Raw genomic sequence first — 23,382 nt, forward strand, 5'->3', positions numbered from 1 at the left:
ATCTTCTATGGTGATTAATCCGGCCTTCCCCAAAGAATTAGCCATTTTTACTCCTATGCCGGGAAGTTGAGTGAGTTCCTTTTCTATTCCCTTTGGAGTAAACTTCTTTTCTTTCTCAGTTTGTGTCTTGCTCCTTATATCCAATTTCCACCCTGTTAGCTTTGCGGCCAATCTTACATTTTGACCTTTTTTCCCTATAGCCAACGAAAGTTGGTCGTCTTCCACTATAATTCGGGCTCTCCCGCTTGCTTGTCCTGATGTTACGTCGGGGCGGGCAGGTTTATCTTCGCTGAAAATTTGAATATCCAAAACCTTTGCCGGAGCCAGTGCTCGGGCAATAAATATTTTCATATCTTTGTCATAAGGGATTATATCTATTTTTTCGCCGTTGAGTTCTTGAGTTATAGACCTGACTCTTTCACCTTTTAACCCAATGCAAGTACCAATTGGGTCTATATTCTCCATATGGCTTTCTACGGCAATTTTTGCTCTGTAGCCAGCTTCTCTTACTATCACTTTTATCTCAATTATTCCCTCTTTAATCTCCGGCACTTCTATTCTAAATAATTGATCCAAAAAGCGTGGATGAGTGCGTGAAAAAAGCAAAGGGGCAAAATTTATCTCTCTTTTTATTTTGAATAGGTATGCTTTAACATTGTCTCCTATCCTGAAATTGTCCTGTGGAAGACATTCTTGCCTGGGCAATAACCCGTCGATTTCTCCCAACTCAATAATAAAGTCACGACCGTCCATTGCTTCCACCCTGCCTGTTAGGATTTGGCCAATGCGAGATTGATAGGTAGCATAAACCTTTTCGCTTACATGTTGGCGAATTTCTTTGACCATTATATGTTTAGCGCTTTGTGCAGCAATTCTTCCCAAATCTCCCAGTGGTTTTTCTTGGCCATCAATAACAACTTTAATATCTCCCGTATCCTGTTGAAAGACTACGGAAATATCTTTTGCTTCGCGAAATTTCTTTTTTGCGGCAGAAAGCACGGCGTCTTTTACGGCTTCTATAAGGATTTCCTTGTTCAACCCTTTTTCTTTCCCTAAGGATTCAAGAGTTGCTAAAATTTCGTTTTTCATTTTCTTGTTATTTAATAATCCGAGCAGAAACGAGCCTCGTTGATTTTAACACCATCTACGAAGTGAATCTCTAACCGGAATTAACCATTTTTAACCCACATACTTTATGCGGGAGAGTCCCGACAGATTATCATAAAAATCATGAAAATGCAATCCTGTTACGTTGCTTTTAGTCATAAATTAAGGATATAATACTCCCTAAATTTATACGAATTAAAAATCGTACTTGTCCGTTAAAATTCGGCATATCATATGGGACGTAAAATACTATGCACACTATAGAAGTTACCTTCAAAACCAGATTAAAAAACGCTTTTGCAGAAAATAAAAGAAAAGAGATATTAGATTTGGGGTTTCAGGTTAAATTTGTTAAAGAAGTCACTTTATACTCCATTGACAAAAAATTCTCTAAAAAAGACCTGAATATTCTTGCACAGGAGCTGTTTTCTGATCCATTAATCCAGGAATTTTCGGTTGATAGGTCTCTAATTGGAAAATTTTCTTGGGATTGGCTTATCCATGTGAAAAATCTTCCCGGAGTAAAAGACAATACCGGAGAAAGAGCGCAAGAAGCTATTGAAGACATCCTGCATACGAAATTCAATAAAGGCGAAGCTGTCTACACATCAAAATATTTCCTCATAAAAGGTGGTTTAAATAAACCAGATGTTGGAAAAATTGCAAAAGGTGTCTTCGCGTATGAATCCGTTGAGTCGTGGCACATTATAGACAAAAAAACGTATTTAGAAAAAGGCTATATGCCTGAAATTCCCAAAGTGCTTATAGCGCACAAACCTAAAATATCAAAGCTGGAATTGGGTTCTGTTCAAGAATTATTGAGTTTGAGTAAACAAAAAAATCTTGCCTTGAACATTGAAGAGATGCAAAAAATCAAAGAATATTTTTTAAGAGCGGATGTGATCAAAAACCGTAAACGTATAGGATTGGACAATAACCCTACAGATGCCGAATTAGAAGTTTTGGCTCAAACATGGTCGGAACACTGTAAACACAAGGTATTCAATGCGTATGTCGAATATACAGAAGGAGGGAAAACCAAACACATAAACAGTTTATTTAAAACATATATTCGTGCCTCAACGGAAAAACTAAAGAAAAAGCTGAAATGGATGGTTTCTACGCTATGGGATAATGCGGGTGTCATAGAATTCAATAATAATTATCTTTTCGCTTTCAAATGCGAAACGCATAATTCGCCTTCTGCAAAATATCCCTATGGAGGAGCACTTACAGGCATAGTGGGAGTATATCGCGACCCAATGGGAACAGGAAAGGGTTGCAAACTTATATATGGAACATACGGATTCTGTACAGGAGAGCCTAACTATAATGGCGATTTAAAACCTGAAATTTCTCCCAAGAGACTTTTAGAGGGTGTAAGACAAGGGGTACAAGACGGGGGGAATAAACATGGAGTTCCCACTGTTTATGGAATCGTTTTTTTCGACAACGGATATCTTGGGAAACCTGCGCTATATGTGCTGGCGGCGGGACTTATTCCAAAAATAATAAACGGAGAAGGCGGCTGGGAAAAACAGACAGACCCTGGTGATTTAATAATAATGTGTGGCGGTAAAGTTGGCATTGACGGTATACACGGGGCAACAGAATCGTCAATGGAAGGTGGAAAACATATTACCTTGGGACATGTGCAAATGGGAGACCCTTATACGCAGAAAAAAATGCACGATTTTTTAAGTGAAGCAAGGGATAAAAACTTCTATACTTGTATACAAGATTGCGGAGCCGGGGGTCTTTCTTCTAGTGTAGGGGAAATGGGATACAATTTTGGCAGAAGTAAACCACCTGCCTCGCCGAAAACAACGAGTCAAGGCGGGAAAGACGCTGCAAAAGGATTTGAACTTCATTTGGATAAAGTTCCTATAAAATATAAAGGGCTTGACCCTTGGCAAATTCTTGTTTCTGAATCACAAGAAAGAATGATATTGTCAGTGTCGCCTAAAAAAATAAAAGAATTTATGGCACTTGCAAAAAGACACGAAGTAGAAGCTACGGCTATTGGAACATTTAACTCTTCCGGGAAATTTCATTGTTTATACAACAACAAACATGTTTCTTTTATGGATATGGAATTTGTTCATGAAGGAGTTCCGCAACTTAGGCTTGAAGCGCAGTGGCTTACACCCCAGTCAAGAGGTTTAAGCGAACCGGAAATACCCAAAATAAAAAATCATGCTAAATTTTTTAAAAAAATGCTTGCAAGGCCAAATATCTCAAGCAAGGAATATATAGTCCGCCAATTTGATCATGAGGTTCAGGCAACAAGTGTAATAAAACATTTAGTGGGAGAAGAGAGCGATGTCCATTCCGATGCGGTAGTCATAAGACCTGATTTTGAATCCAAGAAAGCAATTGCAATTGCTTCAGGTATAAACCCAAAATATAGCCCAATTGATACATATCACATGACAGCAAATGCTTTTGATGAAGCTATAAGGAGAATTGTAGCAATCGGCGGAAACCTTAAGAAAATTGTCTTAAACGACAATTTTTGCTGGCCATCTACACTGCCTGGAAAAGACAACCCCGACGCAAAATACAAGATGGCGCAACTCGTAAGAGCCAATCAAGCGCTTTATGATTATACTCTTGCCTATGGCACTCCCTGTATATCCGGCAAAGATTCAATGTCAATGGATACAACTATACCTGATACACACGGCAAAGAACACAGGATTTCGTCATTACCGACTGTGATGTTTTCCAGCGCAGGCATAATAGACAATTACAAAAAATGCGTAACGATGGATGTAAAACATCCGGGGGATTTGGTGTTTGTTTTGGGGAAAACTTATGACGAATGTGGTGGTTCGGAATATTACGAAATGTTTAGCGAAATCGGATTAAACGTTCCCATTGTAAGAACAAAAAAAGCGATTAAACTTTATAAAGCTTTAAGTAAGGTTATCGAAAGCGGATTCGTGGCTTCTGCACATGGTTGCTATAAAGGAGGACTTGGGGTTGCATTAGCTCAAATTTCCTTTGCCGGCGGATATGGACTGGAAATAAATCTGGATTTTGTCCCAAGAGAAAATGTCGACAATATAGATAAACTTCTTTATTCGGAGTCAGCGTCAAGATTTATTGTAACTGTGCCCCGAAAATATGAAAAAGAATTCAGAAGGATAATGAAAGGAAACGATATTAAATTGGTGGGGAAAGTTGTGGGGAAGAAAATCCTTACGCTAAAGGGGTTGAAAGGGCAAATAATACTTAAAGAAAATATTGAGGTCTTAAAAAGAGCTTGGAAAGAACCTTTTAATTGAATTACAGATGACAGAAGTCAGAGAACAGAAAACAGAAATCAGAGGTCAGATATGGGATGACAGGAATCAGAAATCAGATTTTTTCTGTCGTCTGCCCTCTGTTGTCTGTCTTCTGTATTAAGAACATGAGAAAAGTTAAAGTTTTGGTCTTATACGGACATGGTATAAACTGTGATAACGAGACGAAAAAAGCGTTTGAATTGGCAGGAGCTTGCGTAGAAAAAGCGCATACCAACGAATTAATAGAAGGTTCTAAAAAATTGGACAGTTACGATATTTTAGCGTTCCCTGGAGGATTTTCTTTTGGGGATGATATTGCGGCTGGAAAAATTCATGCGGTTAAGTTTAAATATAAACTAAAGAAAAATCTTTTAAAATTTATTTCCGATAAAAAGCTTATTATCGGAATATGCAACGGATTTCAAATAATGGTAAAACTCGGATTTTTGCCGGGAATAAACGATGATTATTGGACACAAAAAGTGACCCTAGCTTTTAACGATTCCGGAAAATTTGAAGACAGGTGGGTAAATTTAAAAGTGGAAAAATCTCCTTGTGTATTTACAAAAGGCATTAAAAATCTATATCTACCGATTCGACACGGAGAGGGGAAATTTTATGCAGAGCCTAAAACACTTGCAAAATTGAAAAAAGAAAATCTTATTGTTCTTCGATATGCAAATCCTAATGGCGAGAAAGCATCCAAATATCCGCACAATCCAAACGGTTCCTTGGACAATATTGCGGGTATATGCGATCCTTCCGGCCGTATCTTTGGACTTATGCCGCATCCCGAAGCTTACATATATAGAGAAAATCATCCTAAACATACAAGAGAAACATTACCTGAGAAGGGAGTGGGGCTTGCGATTTTTGAAAATGCAGTAAAGTACGTAAAAGAAAATCTTTAATCGGAACGCAGAAATCCCAGGTTTTCAAGCCGGGGGAACTTCAATTTGAAATATTTGCTATAATCGAAAAGGGGTTTTAATATTGATAGGGAAAATAGCTTTTAGTATTACACTTTTGGCATTTTCCTATGCTTGGGTTCTTTTGATGGCATGGGCAAACATAGATGCCAGGAAAAAAGGAAGAAATGTAAGGCTCTGTAACAGTTTATTTTTTTTCTTTGGGCCATTGGCGTTACTTTTTTACCATTATTTCCCTTCTATTTTTTATTTTTCTCCTCAACAAAAGAGTTCCCAAAATACCAAGTCAAAACATTTTTCATCTTTTAAAACAACCAATGATGGCAGGCAAATTTTAAAAACTGTAAATAAAATTTTTCAAGATGCTGTTGCTTATAGAGCAACGGATATTCATTTGGATCCTGATAAAGAGAAACTAACTGTTCGTTTCAGGATAGACGGATTTCTTTATGAATATAGGATTTTTCCCGTAGAAGTATGTAAAGCGATTATTTCCGCCATCAAAGTTTTAAGTAACCTTGACATAGCGCAAAAACGTTCTTTTCAGGACGGTAGTTTTTCCTCGACGATAAAGGATAGAAAAATAGATTTTAGAGTCTCTGTATCTGCATCTCAATACGGCGAGACCGTGGTAATGAGAATTCTTGACCCTAGTGAAGGATTAGTCGATATTTCAAATCTTGGTGTCCTACCTGAAGCAGAGGACAAATTCCGTTCTTTGGTATTTCGTAATGATGGCATTGTGCTAATAGTTGGACATACAGGATGCGGAAAAACAACTACTCTTTATGCTGTCTTGAACAAGGTGAATAATCTTGGTAAAAATATTATAAGTATAGAAGACCCTATTGAATATAAAATCGCAAATGTAACACAAATTCCTGTAAATCAACGCACTGGGGTAACATTTGCCAATAGTTTAAGAAGTATATTGCGACAGGACCCGGACATAATAATGGTGGGGGAAATAAGGGATTTCGAAACTGCAAAAATAGCTATTGAAGCTTCTTTAACCGGACATTTGGTTTTTTCGACCTTGCACACAAAAGACTCAGTAAGTACAATTATGCGACTTTTTGAAATGGGCTTTGAACGTTATCTTATATCGTCTTCTCTTTCAGGAGTGATTAGCCAGAGATTAGTCCGTCTTTTATGTCCGCAATGTAAGATGCCCTATGTTCTGCCTTCTGATAAATTTTTTGGCCAGGAGAACGTACAGTTAAAAGCAGGAGAACAAGTTTATAAAGCAAAGGGTTGTAATTACTGCACAAATACGGGGTATAGGAAACGCACGGGCCTATTCGAAATTTTGGTAATTGATAAAACAATCAAAGAACTAATAAGTAATAAAGCTTCCGAACAAGAAATTTTCACCCAAGCAAAAAAACAGGGAATGATAACGCTTCTTGAAGACGGGTTAACTAAAATAAGGCAAGGGCTTACCAGTGTGGATGAAATTGAAGGAGTTTTAAAATGATTCCCTATATCCTTAACCTTTCGATTGTTGTCGTAATCGCATATAGAATTTACATAGGAATAAGCGAGGGGTTATTAAACGAGTTTGTAAACCTTATAAATTTCTTATTCAGCGCAGGAATGAGTTTTGCTCTTTTCCAATCATTGGCACCCTATATTTTCAAATATATTTTTCCGGATGAACAATATGCTCTTCTTATAGCGTTCTGGGCAATATTCATATTTTCGCTTTTACCTTTATGGTCAATAAAACAATTATTTTTCTCAAAAATTTATTCAAAAACTAAAGAAAAAACAATTTATTTTTTCACACTTATTGATAAAATAGGTGGCGCAATTTGCGGAATGGTATTGGGCTTAAATCTTATGAGTTGCATAGTTGTTTCCCTATATATCGCGCCAGCAACCAATAGTATGTATAATCTGCGCGAAGAAGATAAAATAATTTTTAAAGCTGACGAAGCGTATGTAAAAACATATAATAAATTTATCGGTTTTAAATGGCAGGAATTTTTAGATACTTTGAAACCCGAAGAACCACCTGAGGAAGAGGAAGAAAAAAAAGAAGAGCCCACTAAAGCAAGGAAGACATAAAAGTGAATACTATTACTAAAAAAACTCTTGTAAAGAAAATCTCTTATTCCATAGGGGTACCACAGAAAACAGTAAAAAGAATAATAGAAGAAACATTGGAACATATTACTGAAGCTATGATGCGAGGAGAAAGAGTGGAGTTAAGAAAATTCGGAGTCTTCAAGATAAGTTGGCGGGAAGCCAAAATTGCAAGAAATCCCAAAACGGGAGAAAAGATAAGCATCTCTTCCCGAAAAGTCGTTAAATTTAAATCGGGAAAGTTTCTATTTAAGAGATTAAACGAAAAATGAAAATTAAAACGGAGATACGATAGATATACAGTAGATATACATGGAAATACCATAGATATATGTAGAAAGACAATATGTTTCAATGTATTTCAATCGCATTTCTAAGTATTTCTGTTCAATTCTAAAAATATGAATATTAAAAAACAGTTTGAAACTATTAAAAAAAATACAGAAGAAGTTATTCCTGAAGACGAACTCCTGAGGAAACTGGAAAAATCAGATAAGACAAAAACTCCTTTAAGGATAAAGTGGGGCGCTGATCCGTCTGCTCCCGACATTCATCTTGGTCATACCGTAGTCTTAAGAAAATTGCGCCAGCTTCAGGATTTGGGGCATATAGTCATATTCATCATAGGAGATTTTACTGCAAGAATAGGCGACCCCTCCGGCAAAGATACCACACGGCCACAACTATCCGTAGAGGAAATAAAGAAAAATTCCACCACATATAAGCAGCAGGTTTTCAAGATTCTGGATAAACAAAAAACAGAAGTTGTCTATAATTCAGCTTGGCTTGCAAACATGAAACTTGACGGATTAATGCAATTATTGTCTTTTCAATCCGTATCACAGACATTGCAGAGGAATGAATTTAAGGAAAGAATGGGAAACGGTAAAGACATAAGAATGATAGAGTTCATATATCCGTTAATTCAAGGATACGATTCAGTTGTTCTTAAAGCAGATGTGGAAATTGGCGCAACAGAACAAAAGTTTAACCTTTTAATGGGGCGAACTCTTCAAAAAAAATACGGGCAAGAACCCCAAGTTGTTATCACCATGCCAATATTGGAAGGACTAGACGGAAAACAAAAAATGAGCAAGTCTTTGGGCAATTATGTAGGAGTATCCGAAATGCCTGAAAATATATACGGCAAAATTATGTCGATACCGGACGAGCTTATTCTAAGATATTTTAAACTTTTAACATTCTTAAAAAGTGAAGACATTAAAGATATAGAAATTTCTTTAAAAAAAGAAAACCCAAAGCAAATAAAAGAAAAACTTGCTTCTATAATCGTAGAGGATTTATATGATAAAAAAAATGCTGAGGAAGCAAAAACAACATTCGACGCAAAACATACGCCTGGTAAAAGTTTAGACGATAGAATAAAACATATAAAACCGGAAGTTAAAAATATATCGCTTTCCCAACTAAAAGAAGGGAAAATCTGGATTTGTAGTCTCCTGACAACCATCAAAGCCACAGCAAGCAATTCTGATGCAAGACGATTGGTAGAACAGGGTGCAGTCTATATAGACAACGAAAAAATAACCGACCATAAAAGTGAAATCGCTTTATCAAAATCAAAAAACACTTTGATACAGGTTGGAAAGAGGAAATATTACGAGGTAAAATTAGGTAATTGAATCTCTATTAACATATCTCTTCATTTTTCTGTAAATCTGACTAATTCCATAAGCAGAAAAAATAATTAAAAACGGCATAAGAGGAATTCTATAACGTATAGAACCTACAAAAAGCATGTGTACAAATGTAAAAGAAAAAAATAATATATAAAAAGCAAGGAATTTCTTCCATATTCCTTTTGTCAAGAACATCCCCCAGATTGCCGTAATAATTATCGGGATACAAGAAAATAGACTTACTAATTTATACAAAGGTGATGAAAAACCTTCGTAATTAGGCACAATATTCCAGAAGCGTATAAATTTTATTCCCATAAGTTTCAAGAATCTTAAAGGGTTATCTTTTATCACTTTAAGAGTAGCTTTTGTTAGATATCTATCTCTTTCTACCTCGGAAAGTGCTTGCACTTCTTTTGGCCAATATCCAGAAGGACCTCCTGAAGAATGCAGGTTATTACCATCCCAGAAACCTGCTCCTGTTATGGTTGTAAGTGGAACAAATTTTTTAAAATGGTAAAAGTTTCTTATTGACCACGGAGATATGGTTAAAATTGCAAATGCAATTACGATACCAACAATCTTAAATCTATTTTCCCCTTCTGACCATAAAGTCGGAATAAATAAAGACATTGAAAGGATTAAAATAAATGCCATTAGTGATGGGCGGCAAAGCACTGTTATTCCAAACAAAACCCCGGTAATAATCATATTCTTCATACTAGGATTTTTTTTACTAATTTGGAAAAAATAAATAGAAAGTAATAAGAGAAAAATAAATAATGTTTCTGTTAAAACAAAGCCCACGAAAAATATAAAAAAAGGATATATTGCAGTGATACATGCCGCAATCTTCGCCGTATCTTTATCCGTAAGTTCCCTACTCAAAAAATATACTAATATACATGATAAACCATTAATAAGAATTTGAATTAATCTAATAGCCCAATAACCTTCACCGAACAAAAAGTAAACTCCGGCTACAAATAAGGGATAAACAGGCGTAATTTTTGCCAATGTATTAGAGGAAAGAATAATCCCTTTACCTTCAAGGAAATTATTAGCCGCAGATATATATTGTTGAGTATCAGTGAAAACATGAGATTGTATGGAAAGTATATTGTCTTTAAAAAATAAACAGAAAAATATTCCTAAGATACAAGAAAGAAAGAAAATAAAAACAAGAAACATAAACTCTTTTTTTCTAAAGTCGCTCATCTTATCAATTATGAATTTTTAATTTTACTAAAGTTTTATAAAGTTCTTCGGTTTTTCTAACGGTTTCATCAATGGAAAAATATTTTTCCACTCTTTTTCTCCCATTAATACCCATTTCTACGCCCTTTTGGGGATTTTCTAAAATACTGATAATTGCAGATGCTAAAGATTTTGCAGAACGAGGTGGAACCAGAAATCCATTTATCCCGTTTTGTATAATCTCTGGTATGCCACCTACGCTTGTGGCTACTACAGGCTTAGTTTTAGCCATTGCCTCCAAAATTGAAATCCCAAAGCCTTCAGAAGTTGAAGGAAGAACAAAGATATCCGTTATTGCTAAGATTGCTTGTATGTCTTTACGTATTCCAGTAAAAACAACATATTTATTAATTTCAAGTTTCTCAGCTAATCCTTTTAATTCATCTTTCTGAGGACCTTCTCCAATAATTAAAAACCGCACATTAGGGGAATGTTCTACTATCTTTGCAACAGTATACAATAAATATTTGATTCCCTTAGAAGGTACGAGACGACCAATGGTAGTAATAATTGTAGAATTTCTTTCAAAACCGAATTCCTCTTTTTTTTGTTCATCAGTATTTATTTTGTCGGTAATCTCTACCCCGCCATAAATTGTAATAAGTTTAGATAAAGGGATGCCAGTATATCTATGATAAAAATTTCTTACACCTTCCGATACGCAGATTATTTTATCTGTAAAATGCGAAAGAACCCAATCTATAAATAGGCGGAATTTGCTTTTCCAGATGTCTATGCCGTCCTCGGTTGCAATAATTATAGGAATATGAGAAAAAATTCCAGCTATCCTTCCAAAAGCATTGGAAGTGAACATTCGAGTGTGTAAAATATGAATATTTTCTTGTTTTAAGAAATGAATTAGTTCAAAAACCACAGAAAAGTCAAATTTGAATTTTTTCCCTAAAATGAAATATTCAATTTCTGCTTTTTTCAACTCATTTTCTAATAAATGCCCACCCCTTGTTAAACAACAAACAATAGGATTGAATTTTTCTTTATCAATTCTTTTTGCCAATTCCACTAACTGTTTTTCCGCTCCTCCTACATCAAGCGTGGCAATCAGATATAAAATATTAATTTTATCCATAGTTAACTTATCAGGTAAGGTATTTTTCTTTCCACAATTGAAATTGGAGCAAAGTCCATATAGGATATTGATAATTATATTTACCGCTCAGATGTTTTTTGACAATTTCTTCCACAAACTCCGAATTAAATATCCCTTCTTTTTTTATTCTGTTAGTATTTAAATATTCATCAATGTAAGGCTTAACGCCTCCTCTTAACCACTCATCAAGCGGAATCCCAAATCCCTGTTTTGGTCGTCTGAAGAATTTTTCTGGTAAATACTTATAAAGCACCTTTTTCAATAGATACTTTCTTATCCCTCGTCTATAGCGTAAATCCAAAGGCAAGCTATATGCAAACTCTGCTATTCTGTGGTCTAACAGCGGTACTCGCGCTTCAAGTGATACCGCCATAGAAGCTCTGTCTACTTTGGTAAGTATATCTTCCGGCAAATATGTATGAAAATCCACAAGTTGTAATTTTTCAAGTAAAGGCAATGCATTAACTTTTTTATAAACTTCGGAAAACGTCAATTCTTCATAGGAATAATTTTCTCCTAAAAGTTTTTCAAGCTCTTTTTCAGACCACATATCTACTACATTCAAATACATTTGGAGAGGGTCTTTGTATTGCAAAATTCGAGATATTCGCCGCAGTTTTAGATAGGGAATTTTTCCTAACGAAGGCGCAATTTTTTCTCTAATAATTTGAGGTAGTAATAAAAGTTTACTTGCTCTATCCATCCATATATACCGATTATAACCGCAAAATAATTCGTCTCCCCCGTCCCCGGAAAGAACAACCTTAATACCTTTCTCTTTGGCGAGTTTAGAAACTAAATAGGTAGGTAGAGAAGAAGAATCCGCAAACGGTTCGTCATAATATTTCGGCAATTCGCCAATAAGAGGGAAAACGTCTTTTTCTTTGACATAAAGCTCGTGATGTTTAGTGCCCAGATAATCGGCTACTTTTTTTGCATATGGAGCTTCATTGTATTTTTTTTCTTCAAAACCGATAGTGAATGTTTCTACTTTATCTGTTAATTGAGCCATTGAAGCTACTACTAAGCTGGAATCTGTGCCGCCGGATAGAAATGCGCCGACAGGCACATCACTGATAAGTCTATATTTAACAGAACTTTTAAGTAGATTCTCAAACTCTTCTATATATTCTTGCGTACTCTTTTTCTCTCTTTTCCTTCTCTTTTCTAAAACATCCCAGTATTTCTTAACCTCAATTTTTCCTTCTTTTAAGATTAAATAATGCCCCGGGGGAAGTTTCCAGGTGTTTTCAAATATCGAATAAGGAGTAGGAACATATTGGAAAAGGAGATAATAATATAAACTCTTTCTATTTAACTCTTTCTCAAAGAGAGGATATTTCAGTAAAGATTTTAGTTCAGAGGAAAAAGCAAAGTTCCCATTTTTAAAATAATAATATAATGGTTTAATTCCTACTCGGTCTCTGGCAATAAAAAGTTGTCTTTTTTTCTCATCCCAAATAGCAAAAGCAAACATACCGTTAAATTTCCGCAAGCAATCTTCACCCCACTGTTCATACGAATGTAAAATAACTTCGGTATCAGACCTTCCTTTGAACTTATGTCCTTTGCCCTCTAATTCTTTTTTTAATTCCTGGAAATTATATATTTCCCCATTAAAGACGAGCCAGATATCTCCCTTTTTATTGCGCATCGGCTGATGACCGTGTTCCGTAAGGTCAATAATAGAAAGTCTTCGGTTGCCCAACCCGATTTGAATTTTATCGGTACCATAGGGAATTGTATTTAAAAATATCCCTTTATCATCAGTCCCCCGATGAGCCAACTCGTCATTCATTTTCTCCAAAACCTCAGAGGAAAGAATTTTTTTATTTAAAAATCCGCATATTCCGCACATTTTGATTAATATTCAACTAAACACTCTTTTCTTCAGTTATTACTGCCTCATATTCTTTAGTAATCTTTTTAATATCTCGTTTTTTAACTTCAGCGAAAGCTTTTTCACTTATTTCTTTTGCTTCAGTTCTTCGTAGAGTTTTTCAGTATCTTTCACCATTCTATCCAGAGAGAAATTTTTGTTTACAAATTCTTTGCCTTTTTTACCAAATTCTTCTCTCATTTTAGAATTTTCGAGAAGTATATTTGTATAGAGAGCAAGACTCTGCGAATCTTTAGGATGTGCAAGAAATCCATTTTCTCCATCTTTAATTATTTCTTTACTCCCACTCACGCTTGTAGCAACAACAGGTTTACTCAATGCTTGAGCTTCCAAAATTGTAAGGGGCAAACCCTCCCAAAGTGAAGGCAATACAAAAACATCCATCAAATTCATAATCTCGTTAATATCTTCCCTAAAACCTAAGAACTTAACATTCGATGAAATTCCCAATCCTTCAGACAAAGTCTCCAATCCCTGTTTTTGAGGACCTTGCCCCACTACTAAAAGACAACAGTCAGGAAAATTCTTAAGAATAAGCTGAAATGCTTTTAGAAGATATGGTATTCCCTTTTGAGTAGTAAGTCGAGCTACGGTGCCTATTATGGGATGAAAACCTGAAAGAGAAAGGTTTCTCGTTAACTCGTTTTTTGCTTCTACCTGCAGTGGCTTAACGGAAGTAATATCTACAGCATTATATATAGTGACAAGTTTTGAACTAGAAATCTTTACTCTTTTTCTTGTAAATTCCTCCAATTGTTTCGATACGCAGACTTCTTTATTCACCATCCACTGTGTTAACATATCTAAATATAAATGATAAAGCTTTTCTTTTTCCATAACTTGTATTGTGGAAATTATTATTGGTATTCTGTTCAGCCATCCTGCGATTCTTCCTATGAAATTGGCATGAAAAAGATATGTATGGAGAACATGCGGTTTTTTGCGGTGAAGGAGTTTGATCAGCTTAAAAAAGACAGTAATATCAAGTTTGCTCTTTGCGCCAAGACATATTACCTCTATACCTTTATCTCTTAATTTATCTGCAATTTTACCTTCACCGCTTAATGAGTAAACTACAGGAGAAAATCTTTTAGAATTAAGATGGGTTACTAATTGATATAGAGAATTCTCAGCGCCGCCAATATTAAGTTCTGTGATGAGATAAGCTATGCGACATATTTTTATCATATGCTGGGTTACACTCTATGGATTGCTGAAGCCAAATCTTTAACTAATTTCCCAACTTTATTGATTAAGTCTTTTTTTTCTAAATTATTCTGAATAATTTTTACGATTGCGCTTCCTACAATCACGCCGTCGGCAAAAGAGGCAACCCACTGCGCGGTTTTAATATTTGATACGCCAAAACCGACTGCTACGGGTTTATTGGTGAGTTTTTTAATATCTGTAACTCTTTTCTTTAAATTCTGTGCCAATGAATTTCTTACTCCTGTTACTCCTGCAACAGAAACGCAATAGATAAATCCGGTAGATGCTTCTGCTATTTTATGTAATCTTTTTTTGGAAGACGTAGGCGCTGCTAAGAAAATCGTATCAAGTCCTTTTTTAGAAGAGAATATTTTTATTTCTTTGGCTTCTTCGGGAGGTAAGTCCGCGACTATAATCCCGTCCACTCCTGATTTAACAGCATCTCCAACGAACTTCTCAATGCCACAATGAAATATAGGATTATAATATGATAAAAAGACAATCGGGATATCGGTCTTTTTTCTTAAGTCTTTAACTAAAAGTAAGATTTTATTTAAATTTGTTTTTTCCCCCAAGGATCTATTGGAAGAGGCTTGAATCACGGGGCCGTCTGCAATAGGGTCGGAAAAGGGAATCCCTAATTCAATAATATCTGCTCCTTGTTTCTCCAATTCTAAAACAAGATTATAGGTATCTTCTAACGATGGGTCGCCTGCTGTAACAAACGCGATAAATGCCTTCAGATTCTTTTTCTTAAGTTCTTTCCATTTACTTTCTATTCTATTCATCTTTACCTCAAAAACTAATTACACCGATTATAAAAACAGATTACACAGATGACAGCAAAAAGCTGTCATTGCGAGCCCTTATGATGTAACGATAGGACTCTTCGTAATGACATTTCTCTGTAATCAAGGTATATTATTTTCTCTTTACCCCGTTAGAGATAGGTCGCCATTGTATCTATTGGCGACCGCAAATTACAACTTGAACCAACTTATCATCTACAAACTCTTTTACCCCGTTAATAATATATGCAATGTATTTTACTTAATCTCTAACGGGGTTTATGTAATCTTCCACAATATCGACATCTTTATCGCCGCGACCCGAAAGGTTCACAACGACTAAATCATTCTTTTTAAAATTGGCAGAAAAATTTTTAACCCAAGCTGTCGCATGAGACGACTCTAAAGCCGGGAGTATCCCCTCAAGATGAGAAAGCATAAAAAACGCATCCATTGCGTCTTTATCACTTACCGCATAATAAGAAGCTCTTCCCGTATCTTTCAGGTGTGCATGTTCAGGCCCAACACCGGAATAGTCAAGCCCGGGAGCTACAGAATGAGTCAAAGAAATCTGGCCTTCTTTATCCTGAAGAATATAAGTCTTAGCTCCATGCAAAACACCCTCGGTTCCTTTACAAAGAGTAGCTCCGTGTTTATCCGATGCAAGACCAAGTCCGCCAGCTTCCACTCCTATAAGTTTGACTTTTCTCTCTTTTATGAAAGGATAGAATATACCTATTGAGTTACTGCCGCCGCCTACACATGCTACGACATAATCAGGTAATCTTCCTTCAAGTTTTTGTATTTGCCTTTTTGTTTCTTCTCCTATCACTGACTGAAAACCACGGACAATAACAGGATACGGAGATGGTCCCACTACGGAACCTAAAAGATAATAAGTGGTTTTTACATTCGTTACCCAATCTCTTAATGCCTCATTGATTGCGTCTTTTAAAGTTTTACTGCCTGTTTTTACCGGAATAACTTTTGTCCCTAATAACCGCATTTTGAAAACATTAAGTTTCTGCCTTCTTATATCTTCTTCTCCCATATATACTTCACAAGGAATGCCCAAAAGAGCAGCTACTGTTGCTGTTGCTACACCATGCTGACCAGCTCCTGTCTCAGCTATGATTCTTTTCTTGCCCATACGCTTAGCTAAAAGCGCTTGTCCTATAGTATTATTTATTTTGTGAGCGCCGGTATGCAGAAGGTCTTCTCTTTTTAGATAAACCTTAACTCCCACTTTTTTACTGAATCTTTCTGCGTAGTAAAGCGGGGTAGGTCTGCCTGCATATTGTTTAAGACAATTGTCCAACTCTTCTTTGAACTTTTTATCTTTGATAGCCTTGTTATAGGCGGAAGATAATTCTTCAAGCGCGCACATAAGGGTCTCAGAAACAAACTTGCCTCCGAATTTTCCCCAGTGTCCTTGCGTATCGGGTGAAATGTTTTTCATTTCGATTATTGTATAATAATTGAGTTAGTATGGCAAAATCATTTGTATTGTGAATCGAAAATTAAAATGACAAAAACAAGAGTATATTTAATTATCTCAGGTAGGGTTCAAGGCGTGTTTTTTCGCTATGCTATGCAGCAGGTAGCTTCTAATTGTTATGTTGTAGGTTGGGTAAAAAATCGAGCTGATGGAAAAGTGGAAGCAGTATTAGAAGGAAACAAAGAAAATGTAGAAAAGCTCATAGAATGGTCGCATCATGGCCCATCAGGCGCATCAGTGGAAAATTTAGAGGTTGCCCGGGAAGAATATACCGGTGAATTTCAAGAATTTTCTATAAAATACTTTTAGAGATTGAATCTAAAAGCAATTCAAATGACTCAACAAATTTCTTGACTCCTTCAGCTTGTAGTTTTTTGCACACTAAATCGATATTTATACCTTCCTCATTTAAACTCTTAATTATTTTTTTTGCATCTTCTAAGTTTTCTTCCACAACAACTTTAATATTGCCGGATTGAAGGAAAGCCTTAACCGTTTCTTCAGGCATAGTATTTACCGTTTCAGAACCTATTAATTCTTCAACATATTTAACTTTTGAATAGGCAGGGTTTTTAGAAGAAGTAGACGCCCAAAGTGGTCTTTGTACATTTGCGCCTTGTTTCTTTAATTTTTCGAATTCTTCACTGTAAAAAATTTCTTTGAATTTTTCATAAATTATCTTTGCGTTGGCGACAGCCGCAAGTCCTCTTAGTGGCTTGCTGTCTTTTTCGTCTAAAACTTTATCAATAACAGTATCAACTCTTGATATGAATACGCTGGCTACAGAATGAATATTTGATAAATTCCTACCTTCCGATGCGCATTTTTGGAGACCTTCTATATACGCGTTAGCCGTTTTTTCATATTGTTCTACGGAGAATATTAGTGTAGCGTTTACATTTATCCCCGAAGCAATAACTTCTTTTATTGCCGGAATTCCTTCTTTAGTAGCAGGAATCTTTATCATTATGTTGGGGCGAGCCAAAGCTGCAGAAGTTCGTTTTGCCTCTTCTATTGTCTTAAGAGTGTCGTAGGCATATTGTGGGGAAATCTCAATGCTTACATATCCATCTTTGCCTCTGCTTGTCTTATAGACACTATCGAAGCATTTTGCCGCATCCAAAATATCTTTAAAAACTAATTTTTCATATGCCTCAATTATGCTAACTTTTTGGGATTTCAATTCATCTAATTGATTTTTGTATGCCGGAGATGTTAAAGCTTTTTGAAAAATAGTGGGATTGGAAGTTAATCCAAGAATGCCGCTATCTATAAGTTTATCCAGTTCTCCTGAAACAAGAAGCTGTCTTGTAATATTATCATACCACGCAGACTGCCCAGCTTTTTTTAGTTCATGTAATTTAGTAATTTTATCCTCCCCGGATTTTAAAGTTTTTTATTATACAAAATTTGACCTAAAGAGAAAAATAGATGAAAATATAAAAAAAGTTTATGGTCTATAGTGTATAGTTGATAGTAGAAAATATCCCAAGACTATATGCTATAAACTATTTACTAAACACTATCGACTATCTTAGATGGAGGAAAATGCAATGGATTTCAATTTTTGTCTGCCAAAAGTGAACTTGCTTTTCGGAAAAGGTGTGTCAGTAAAAATATCTGAAGAAGTAAAAAAACTGGGGGATAATCCTGCCCGCCAAAGCCTTGATGGCGGGGCTCTATTGGTAACCGGTAAAAACAGTATGGAGCAATTGGGATTTACCGGAAAAATAACCGACCATCTACAAAATCATGGAATAAAAGTAACTATTTTCAACAAAATTACACCGAATCCTACAACAGAATTAGTAGATGAAGGCGCAAAAATTGCTCTGGAAAATAACTGTAATGTAATAATTGGTCTTGGCGGCGGTTCAAGCATAGATGCCGCAAAAGCTATCGCTATAGTCGCAGGTCATAGCTCCACCCTAAACCGAACTTGTTCTGGTTCAGGGCAGGGAGAATTCCAGCCGATATGGGCTTTTTCGCCATCTCAAAGCACTCCGCAACCTATAACATCAAAAACACTTCCAATAGTAGCAATAACTTCAAGTTCGGGAACCGGTAGTCATGTAACAAGATTTTCCGTAGTTACTAACCTTTTGCTTAAACAGAAGGTGGGATTATATTCGCAGCATATTTTTCCAAAACTTTCGGTTGTGGATTTGGAAATTTTAACTAATATGCCGCCTGTATTAACCGCCGAAAGCGGTGTTGATGTCTTAACACATTGCCTTGAAGGGCTGGTTTCAAAAAATTGCAATCCCATTACGGAAGAAATGGCCTTAAAAGGTATTGAACTGGTATTTAATTACCTAATAGAAAACTATAGAAACGGAAACAATTTAAGAAGCAGAGGAGCGATGGCTTTGGCTGATACATATGCAGGATTTGTGATAACCACCTCGCGTGTTGTATTGCCTCACGCAATGTCTCATCCAATCAGCGCTTATTATCCTAATATTTCACACGGCGCCGCACTTGCTGCCTTAACCCCTCACATTATGCAGTTCAATATCGAAAACGGTGACAATACTACCTTGCAGAAATATTGTCTTGCATCGGGAGCAATGGGCAAGAGAGCATTTGGAACAAATAAATACGAGGCAATGAAATCGGTAGAAGCTGTAAAAGAACTACTAAAAAAAATAGGTATGGATAAAGGGCTGCAGGAATTGGGAGTTGACCCGGGCAGTATAAATAATATGGTAAAAACCGTGCTGGTCACCGGGCAAGGTCCTATAGAATCCAACCCAGTGAAAGTTAAGGAAAATGATATTGTGAGAATATATAAGTTGGCGATGGGGAAGATGAACCAAAAATTTAGTTGATATTCAAAGGCAGGTCTAATATAATAGACATAAATCTAATATATTAGATTAGGAGTTAAGCTATGGCTGATGAATTAAAACAAATTTTATATGCCACCAATAATCAGAAAATTCTTTATTTCCTTATGGAGCATATAGGCGAAGAGTTTTACGACCGACAAATATCTAAACTCACTGGTGTAAGCAGAGCAGGGACAAACTTTGCATTAAGAGAACTCGTAAAAGGTGGATTAATAAAAAGAGAAAATAGAGGAAGGATGTCTTTTTATCGGTTGGAGCGCCAAAACATTCTCATAAAACACCTTAAACTCGTTCAAAATATAGTTATATTAAAGCTGTTAATAGATGAGCTAATTTCTTCATCTCTTCAAATAATTCTATATGGCAGTGCAAGTACAAGCGAAAACACTGTTCGAAGTGATTTTGATATTTTTATTCTCACGAAAGAACCAAAAGAAATCCAGAAAATTATTTCAAAGATTAAGTTAAAAGAAGAAATTCAATACGTAATCAAGACACCAAATGAGTTTGCAAAACTACAAAAAAGCAACGAGGTTTTTTATAAAGAAATCTTAAATGGAATTGTTTTATGGGAAGAGAAGAGAACATAGAATTTAAAGAAGCGCTTGAAAAAAGAAGAATCCTGCCTTTTGTAAAAGGCAAACGACTTGTTGTAAAAGAGTTGCAAGAATCAAAGAATGACTTAAAAGAGGCTCGCGATAGATTCAATAACAAAAAGTATAAATATACAACTATAACTGCCTATTATTCAGCATTTCATTCAGCAAGAGCCCTTATTTATTCCCGGGGTTATCGAGAAAAGAGTCATTATTTTCTATTAGTTGCCCTAAAATCTTTATTTGTTGAAAAGGGTCTTTTAGAACAAGACTTAGTGACTCGACTGCATAATGCAATGATTTTAAGAGAAGAAGCAGATTATCACGGCGAATTCTCTAAGGAAGGAGCCGAATCAGCTTTAGAGTTAGCGGATGAATTTATCTGTATGAGTGAGAAGATAATAGGCGGGAAAACTAACAATTGCAAGGATATATAAATTGTCCCTTAATGCGTTGGTTTAAGAATTTTTCTAGTAATAACTAAATTTTATATTCTAATGTCTAATTTACATAAACCTGATTTGGATTTGGCTACGCCTACTCAAGTCAAAAATCTTTTGATAGAAAGAGGGCTTAGTCCCAGAAAATTTCTGGGTCAACATTTTTTGGTTGATAAAAATATCCTTAAGAAGATAGTTGAAACCGCAAAAATAAAAGAAGGAGAAAAAGTTCTTGAGATAGGTTCAGGAATAGGGACGCTTACTTTTGCTTTGGCTTGCGAAGGCGCTGAGGTGTTTGCGATAGAAAAGGATAGGGGAGCCGCTTCTTCTTTAAAAGAACTTGCCGCTGTTTCCTATCCCAATGTGAAAGTTGTCAATGATGATATTCTAAAAATTGACCTGGAAATTATTCTAAGAAAATCTCCTGAATGGAAAGTAGTTTCAAACCCGCCTTACAGCATAGCTTCTCCGATTCTATTTAAATTGATTTCTTTTAAGAAGAAATTCTCATGCATCGTGCTTATGCTTCAGAAAGAGTTTGCACAACGTCTCGTTGCGTGTCCCGGCAGTGAAAATTATTCTTTTTTAAGTATAAAGGCGCAATTTCATATGGATATTGAAATAATTCATAAAGTTTCAAGAAGAGTGTTTTTCCCGTCACCTAATGTGGATTCGGCTATTGTTTTATTTAAACCTCTAAAAAGCCCAAGAGTAAAAGTTTGTGACGAGGAACTTTTCTTCAAAATAGCAGACGCAATGTTTAGAATGAGAAGAAAAAATCTTAAGAATACTCTCAAATTCTTAAATCTTCCATTGGAATTTTACAAGAAATCTCCAATTGATTTAACAAGACGGGGGGAAACGCTTTCTTTGGAAGAGATAGGGATGTTAGCTGATTTTATATATAATATCAAAAAATAACACGTTGAAATAAATAGATATATGTTGAAATACGGTAGATATACATGGATATATATTGTTAAAGGATTGAAAACTAAAAAAATTACATACTATAACTTCAAAAAACTAATGATAAAGACAATTTATTTTAAAGTATTTCTATGTATTTCGATTTTATTTCTATTCAATCTTGGATGATATTAATATGCAAAAAAGACGCTGGAAAGTAAAAAAACTTGAACCGTTTCTTTCGGGTCAAATTTCTAATGTTTTAGGGATTTCTCCGTGTACTGCGCAACTGTTGATAAATCGCGGCAGTAAAACGCCCAAGGAAGCGCAAGCATTTTTAAACGGCAACTTGTCTGATCTTCATTCTCCGTATCTTTTGGATGGGATTGAGGAAGCCTCCGCCAGAGTTTTTCAGGCTATTGAAAACGACGAGAAAATTCTTGTTTATGGGGATTACGATGTTGATGGAATAACGTCAATATGTCTTATGCTTCTTACGTTACAACAGCTTGGAGCAAATGCTTCTTATTATATGCCGCATAGAGTTAGAGATGGTTATGGTCTAAACATGACAGCCATAAAACAAGCAGAAAAGGAAAATGTAAAATTAATAATCACATGTGATTGCGGTATGGACGGTTTCGAAGAAATATTGTTAGCCAAGCAAAAAGGTATAGATACGATAATCGTTGACCATCATAAAGCAGGCGTTCATATCCCTCCGGCGTTAGCTGTTATAAACCCAAAAGTTTGTTCTTATCCTTTTAAAGAACTTGCGGGCGTTGGGGTTGTATTTAAGTTCGCTCAAGTGTTGCAGGAGAAAACCTGCTCGCTCCGACCTGCCCGCCAAAGATTGGCAGGAGGGCGTAACATCGGGACAAGCAAGCGGGAAGAACTTAATTTCCTCGAAGAACATCTTGACTTAGTTGCTCTTGGGACTGTAAGTGATGTGGTTCCGCTTATAGGAGAAAACAGGATATTAGTTAAATATGGTTTAAGTAAACTCGATTCTTCTAAAAAAGTCGGCATAAATGCTTTAAAAAAGACTGCCAAAATTAATAACAAAAATATTACGACGCGCGATATCGGTTTTATTTTGGGTCCGCGTTTAAATGCAGGCGGAAGGATTGATACTGCCGATAAATGCGTTAAGATGCTTTTGAGCGAGTCCGAACAAGAAGCTTTGGAGATTGCTTCTTTATTGGAAGCGGATAATAAGCAAAGACAGAAAATACAAGAAGAAATTTGTCAGGAAGCTATGAAGATGGCGGAAGAAAATGTCAATTTCCGTGAAAATAGAATTCTTGTCCTTGCCAATGAAGGATGGCATCCGGGCGTAATCGGTATAGTTGCCTCGCGTCTTGTAGGTAAATTCTCTAAACCCGCTATTTTGATTTCTTTGAATAACGGTATTGGCAGGGGTTCGGGACGCAGTATAGGCGATTTTAATTTATTCGAAAATCTGGGAAAAGTAAAAGAATTGCTTGTGACTTTTGGCGGACATAAACATGCCTGCGGATTGGAGATTACGCAGGATAATATAGAGCCATTTAGAAACAAGATAAATAGCTTAGCCGAAGGGTTACCTATTGAGGAATTCACTCCGTCGTTAGTAGCGGATGCTTATATGTCTTTGGATGTTCTTACTGATTCGGTAGTAAAAGAATTTCAGCTTTTTTCTCCTTTTGGTTTAAGCAACGAAGAACCGGTTTTTATAACCAAGAATCTTCAAATAATGACCGAGCCTAAAAAAGTCGGTTCCAATCATATA

General features: G+C 35.8%; 20 protein-coding genes. 12 read left to right on the plus strand and 8 right to left on the minus strand.

From position 1 onward, the window contains the following. On the minus strand, positions 1-1,089 hold a 1,089-nt coding region (nusA, locus tag KAS42_06085), incomplete at its 3' end, for a transcription termination factor NusA (GenBank protein MCK4905786.1). A gap of 269 nt (positions 1,090-1,358) precedes the next feature. Here nusA and KAS42_06090 point away from each other — a divergent pair. The 6 genes from KAS42_06090 (at position 1,359) to KAS42_06115 (ending at position 9,057) form a co-directional block, all read left to right on the plus strand. Next, positions 1,359-4,397 (plus strand): phosphoribosylformylglycinamidine synthase, encoded by a 3,039-nt coding sequence (locus KAS42_06090; protein MCK4905787.1) that lies wholly within the window; start codon positions 1,359-1,361, stop codon positions 4,395-4,397. A gap of 125 nt (positions 4,398-4,522) precedes the next feature. Next, positions 4,523-5,308, plus strand: coding sequence for a phosphoribosylformylglycinamidine synthase I (gene purQ, locus KAS42_06095; GenBank protein MCK4905788.1), 786 nt, complete (start codon positions 4,523-4,525; stop codon positions 5,306-5,308). An 82-nt stretch (positions 5,309-5,390) separates the two neighbouring features. Next, positions 5,391-6,803, plus strand: coding sequence for a type II/IV secretion system protein (locus KAS42_06100; GenBank protein ID MCK4905789.1), 1,413 nt, complete (start codon positions 5,391-5,393; stop codon positions 6,801-6,803). Beyond that, entirely contained in the window at positions 6,800-7,396 is a 597-nt protein-coding gene (locus KAS42_06105) for a CvpA family protein (GenBank protein MCK4905790.1), read from the plus strand. The genes KAS42_06100 and KAS42_06105 overlap by 4 nt, the downstream gene beginning before the upstream one ends. A 2-nt stretch (positions 7,397-7,398) precedes the next feature. After that, positions 7,399-7,686, plus strand: coding sequence for an integration host factor subunit beta (locus KAS42_06110; protein ID MCK4905791.1), 288 nt, complete (start codon positions 7,399-7,401; stop codon positions 7,684-7,686). A gap of 129 nt (positions 7,687-7,815) precedes the next feature. Next, on the plus strand, positions 7,816-9,057 hold the full coding sequence (locus KAS42_06115) for a tyrosine--tRNA ligase (protein MCK4905792.1): 1,242 nt from the start codon (positions 7,816-7,818) through the stop codon (positions 9,055-9,057). Here KAS42_06115 and KAS42_06120 read toward each other — a convergent pair. The 6 genes from KAS42_06120 to trpB form a co-directional block, all read right to left on the minus strand. After that, positions 9,046-10,272: a glycosyltransferase family 39 protein gene (locus KAS42_06120; protein ID MCK4905793.1), complete on the minus strand. Its 1,227-nt coding sequence runs from the start codon at positions 10,270-10,272 to the stop codon at positions 9,046-9,048. The two genes, KAS42_06115 and KAS42_06120, sit on opposite strands and share 12 nt — an antisense overlap. A gap of 4 nt (positions 10,273-10,276) precedes the next feature. Then, on the minus strand, positions 10,277-11,398 hold the full coding sequence (locus KAS42_06125) for a glycosyltransferase (GenBank protein ID MCK4905794.1): 1,122 nt from the start codon (positions 11,396-11,398) through the stop codon (positions 10,277-10,279). Between the two features lie 10 nt (positions 11,399-11,408). Further along, positions 11,409-13,277 (minus strand): asparagine synthase (glutamine-hydrolyzing), encoded by a 1,869-nt coding sequence (gene asnB, locus KAS42_06130; protein ID MCK4905795.1) that lies wholly within the window; start codon positions 13,275-13,277, stop codon positions 11,409-11,411. Positions 13,278-13,385: 108 nt separating this feature from the next. Further along, positions 13,386-14,507, minus strand: a complete 1,122-nt coding sequence (locus KAS42_06135) for a glycosyltransferase (protein MCK4905796.1) — start codon at positions 14,505-14,507, stop codon at positions 13,386-13,388. A gap of 8 nt (positions 14,508-14,515) precedes the next feature. Next, positions 14,516-15,316 (minus strand): tryptophan synthase subunit alpha, encoded by an 801-nt coding sequence (gene trpA / locus KAS42_06140; GenBank protein MCK4905797.1) that lies wholly within the window; start codon positions 15,314-15,316, stop codon positions 14,516-14,518. A gap of 262 nt (positions 15,317-15,578) precedes the next feature. Then, on the minus strand, positions 15,579-16,775 hold the full coding sequence (gene trpB / locus KAS42_06145; GenBank protein ID MCK4905798.1) for a tryptophan synthase subunit beta: 1,197 nt from the start codon (positions 16,773-16,775) through the stop codon (positions 15,579-15,581). Positions 16,776-16,841: 66 nt separating this feature from the next. On the opposite strand from trpB, the gene KAS42_06150 reads away from it, so the two are divergent. Continuing rightward, a complete protein-coding gene (locus KAS42_06150; GenBank protein ID MCK4905799.1) occupies positions 16,842-17,123 on the plus strand; it encodes an acylphosphatase in 282 nt (93 codons plus the stop codon). Here the strand turns inward: KAS42_06150 and tal are convergent. Next, positions 17,107-18,183: a transaldolase gene (tal, locus tag KAS42_06155; protein MCK4905800.1), complete on the minus strand. Its 1,077-nt coding sequence runs from the start codon at positions 18,181-18,183 to the stop codon at positions 17,107-17,109. The two genes, KAS42_06150 and tal, sit on opposite strands and share 17 nt — an antisense overlap. A gap of 184 nt (positions 18,184-18,367) precedes the next feature. Between tal and KAS42_06160 the strand changes: the two genes are divergently transcribed. The 5 genes from KAS42_06160 to recJ all read left to right on the plus strand — a co-directional run. Beyond that, positions 18,368-19,645 (plus strand): iron-containing alcohol dehydrogenase, encoded by a 1,278-nt coding sequence (locus tag KAS42_06160; protein MCK4905801.1) that lies wholly within the window; start codon positions 18,368-18,370, stop codon positions 19,643-19,645. 62 nt (positions 19,646-19,707) lie between these two features. After that, positions 19,708-20,256: a nucleotidyltransferase domain-containing protein gene (locus tag KAS42_06165; protein MCK4905802.1), complete on the plus strand. Its 549-nt coding sequence runs from the start codon at positions 19,708-19,710 to the stop codon at positions 20,254-20,256. Continuing rightward, positions 20,235-20,699 (plus strand): HEPN domain-containing protein, encoded by a 465-nt coding sequence (locus KAS42_06170; GenBank protein ID MCK4905803.1) that lies wholly within the window; start codon positions 20,235-20,237, stop codon positions 20,697-20,699. Before KAS42_06165 ends, KAS42_06170 begins: the two co-directional genes overlap by 22 nt. A 60-nt stretch (positions 20,700-20,759) precedes the next feature. Then, positions 20,760-21,623 (plus strand): ribosomal RNA small subunit methyltransferase A, encoded by an 864-nt coding sequence (gene rsmA, locus KAS42_06175; protein MCK4905804.1) that lies wholly within the window; start codon positions 20,760-20,762, stop codon positions 21,621-21,623. 184 nt (positions 21,624-21,807) lie between these two features. Then, on the plus strand, positions 21,808-23,382 hold a 1,575-nt coding region (recJ, locus tag KAS42_06180), incomplete at its 3' end, for a single-stranded-DNA-specific exonuclease RecJ (GenBank protein ID MCK4905805.1).

The sequence above is a fragment of the bacterium genome (assembly GCA_023135785.1).
In the GTDB taxonomy this organism is placed as follows: Bacteria; CAIJMQ01; CAIJMQ01; order CAIJMQ01; family CAIJMQ01; genus CAZNJA01.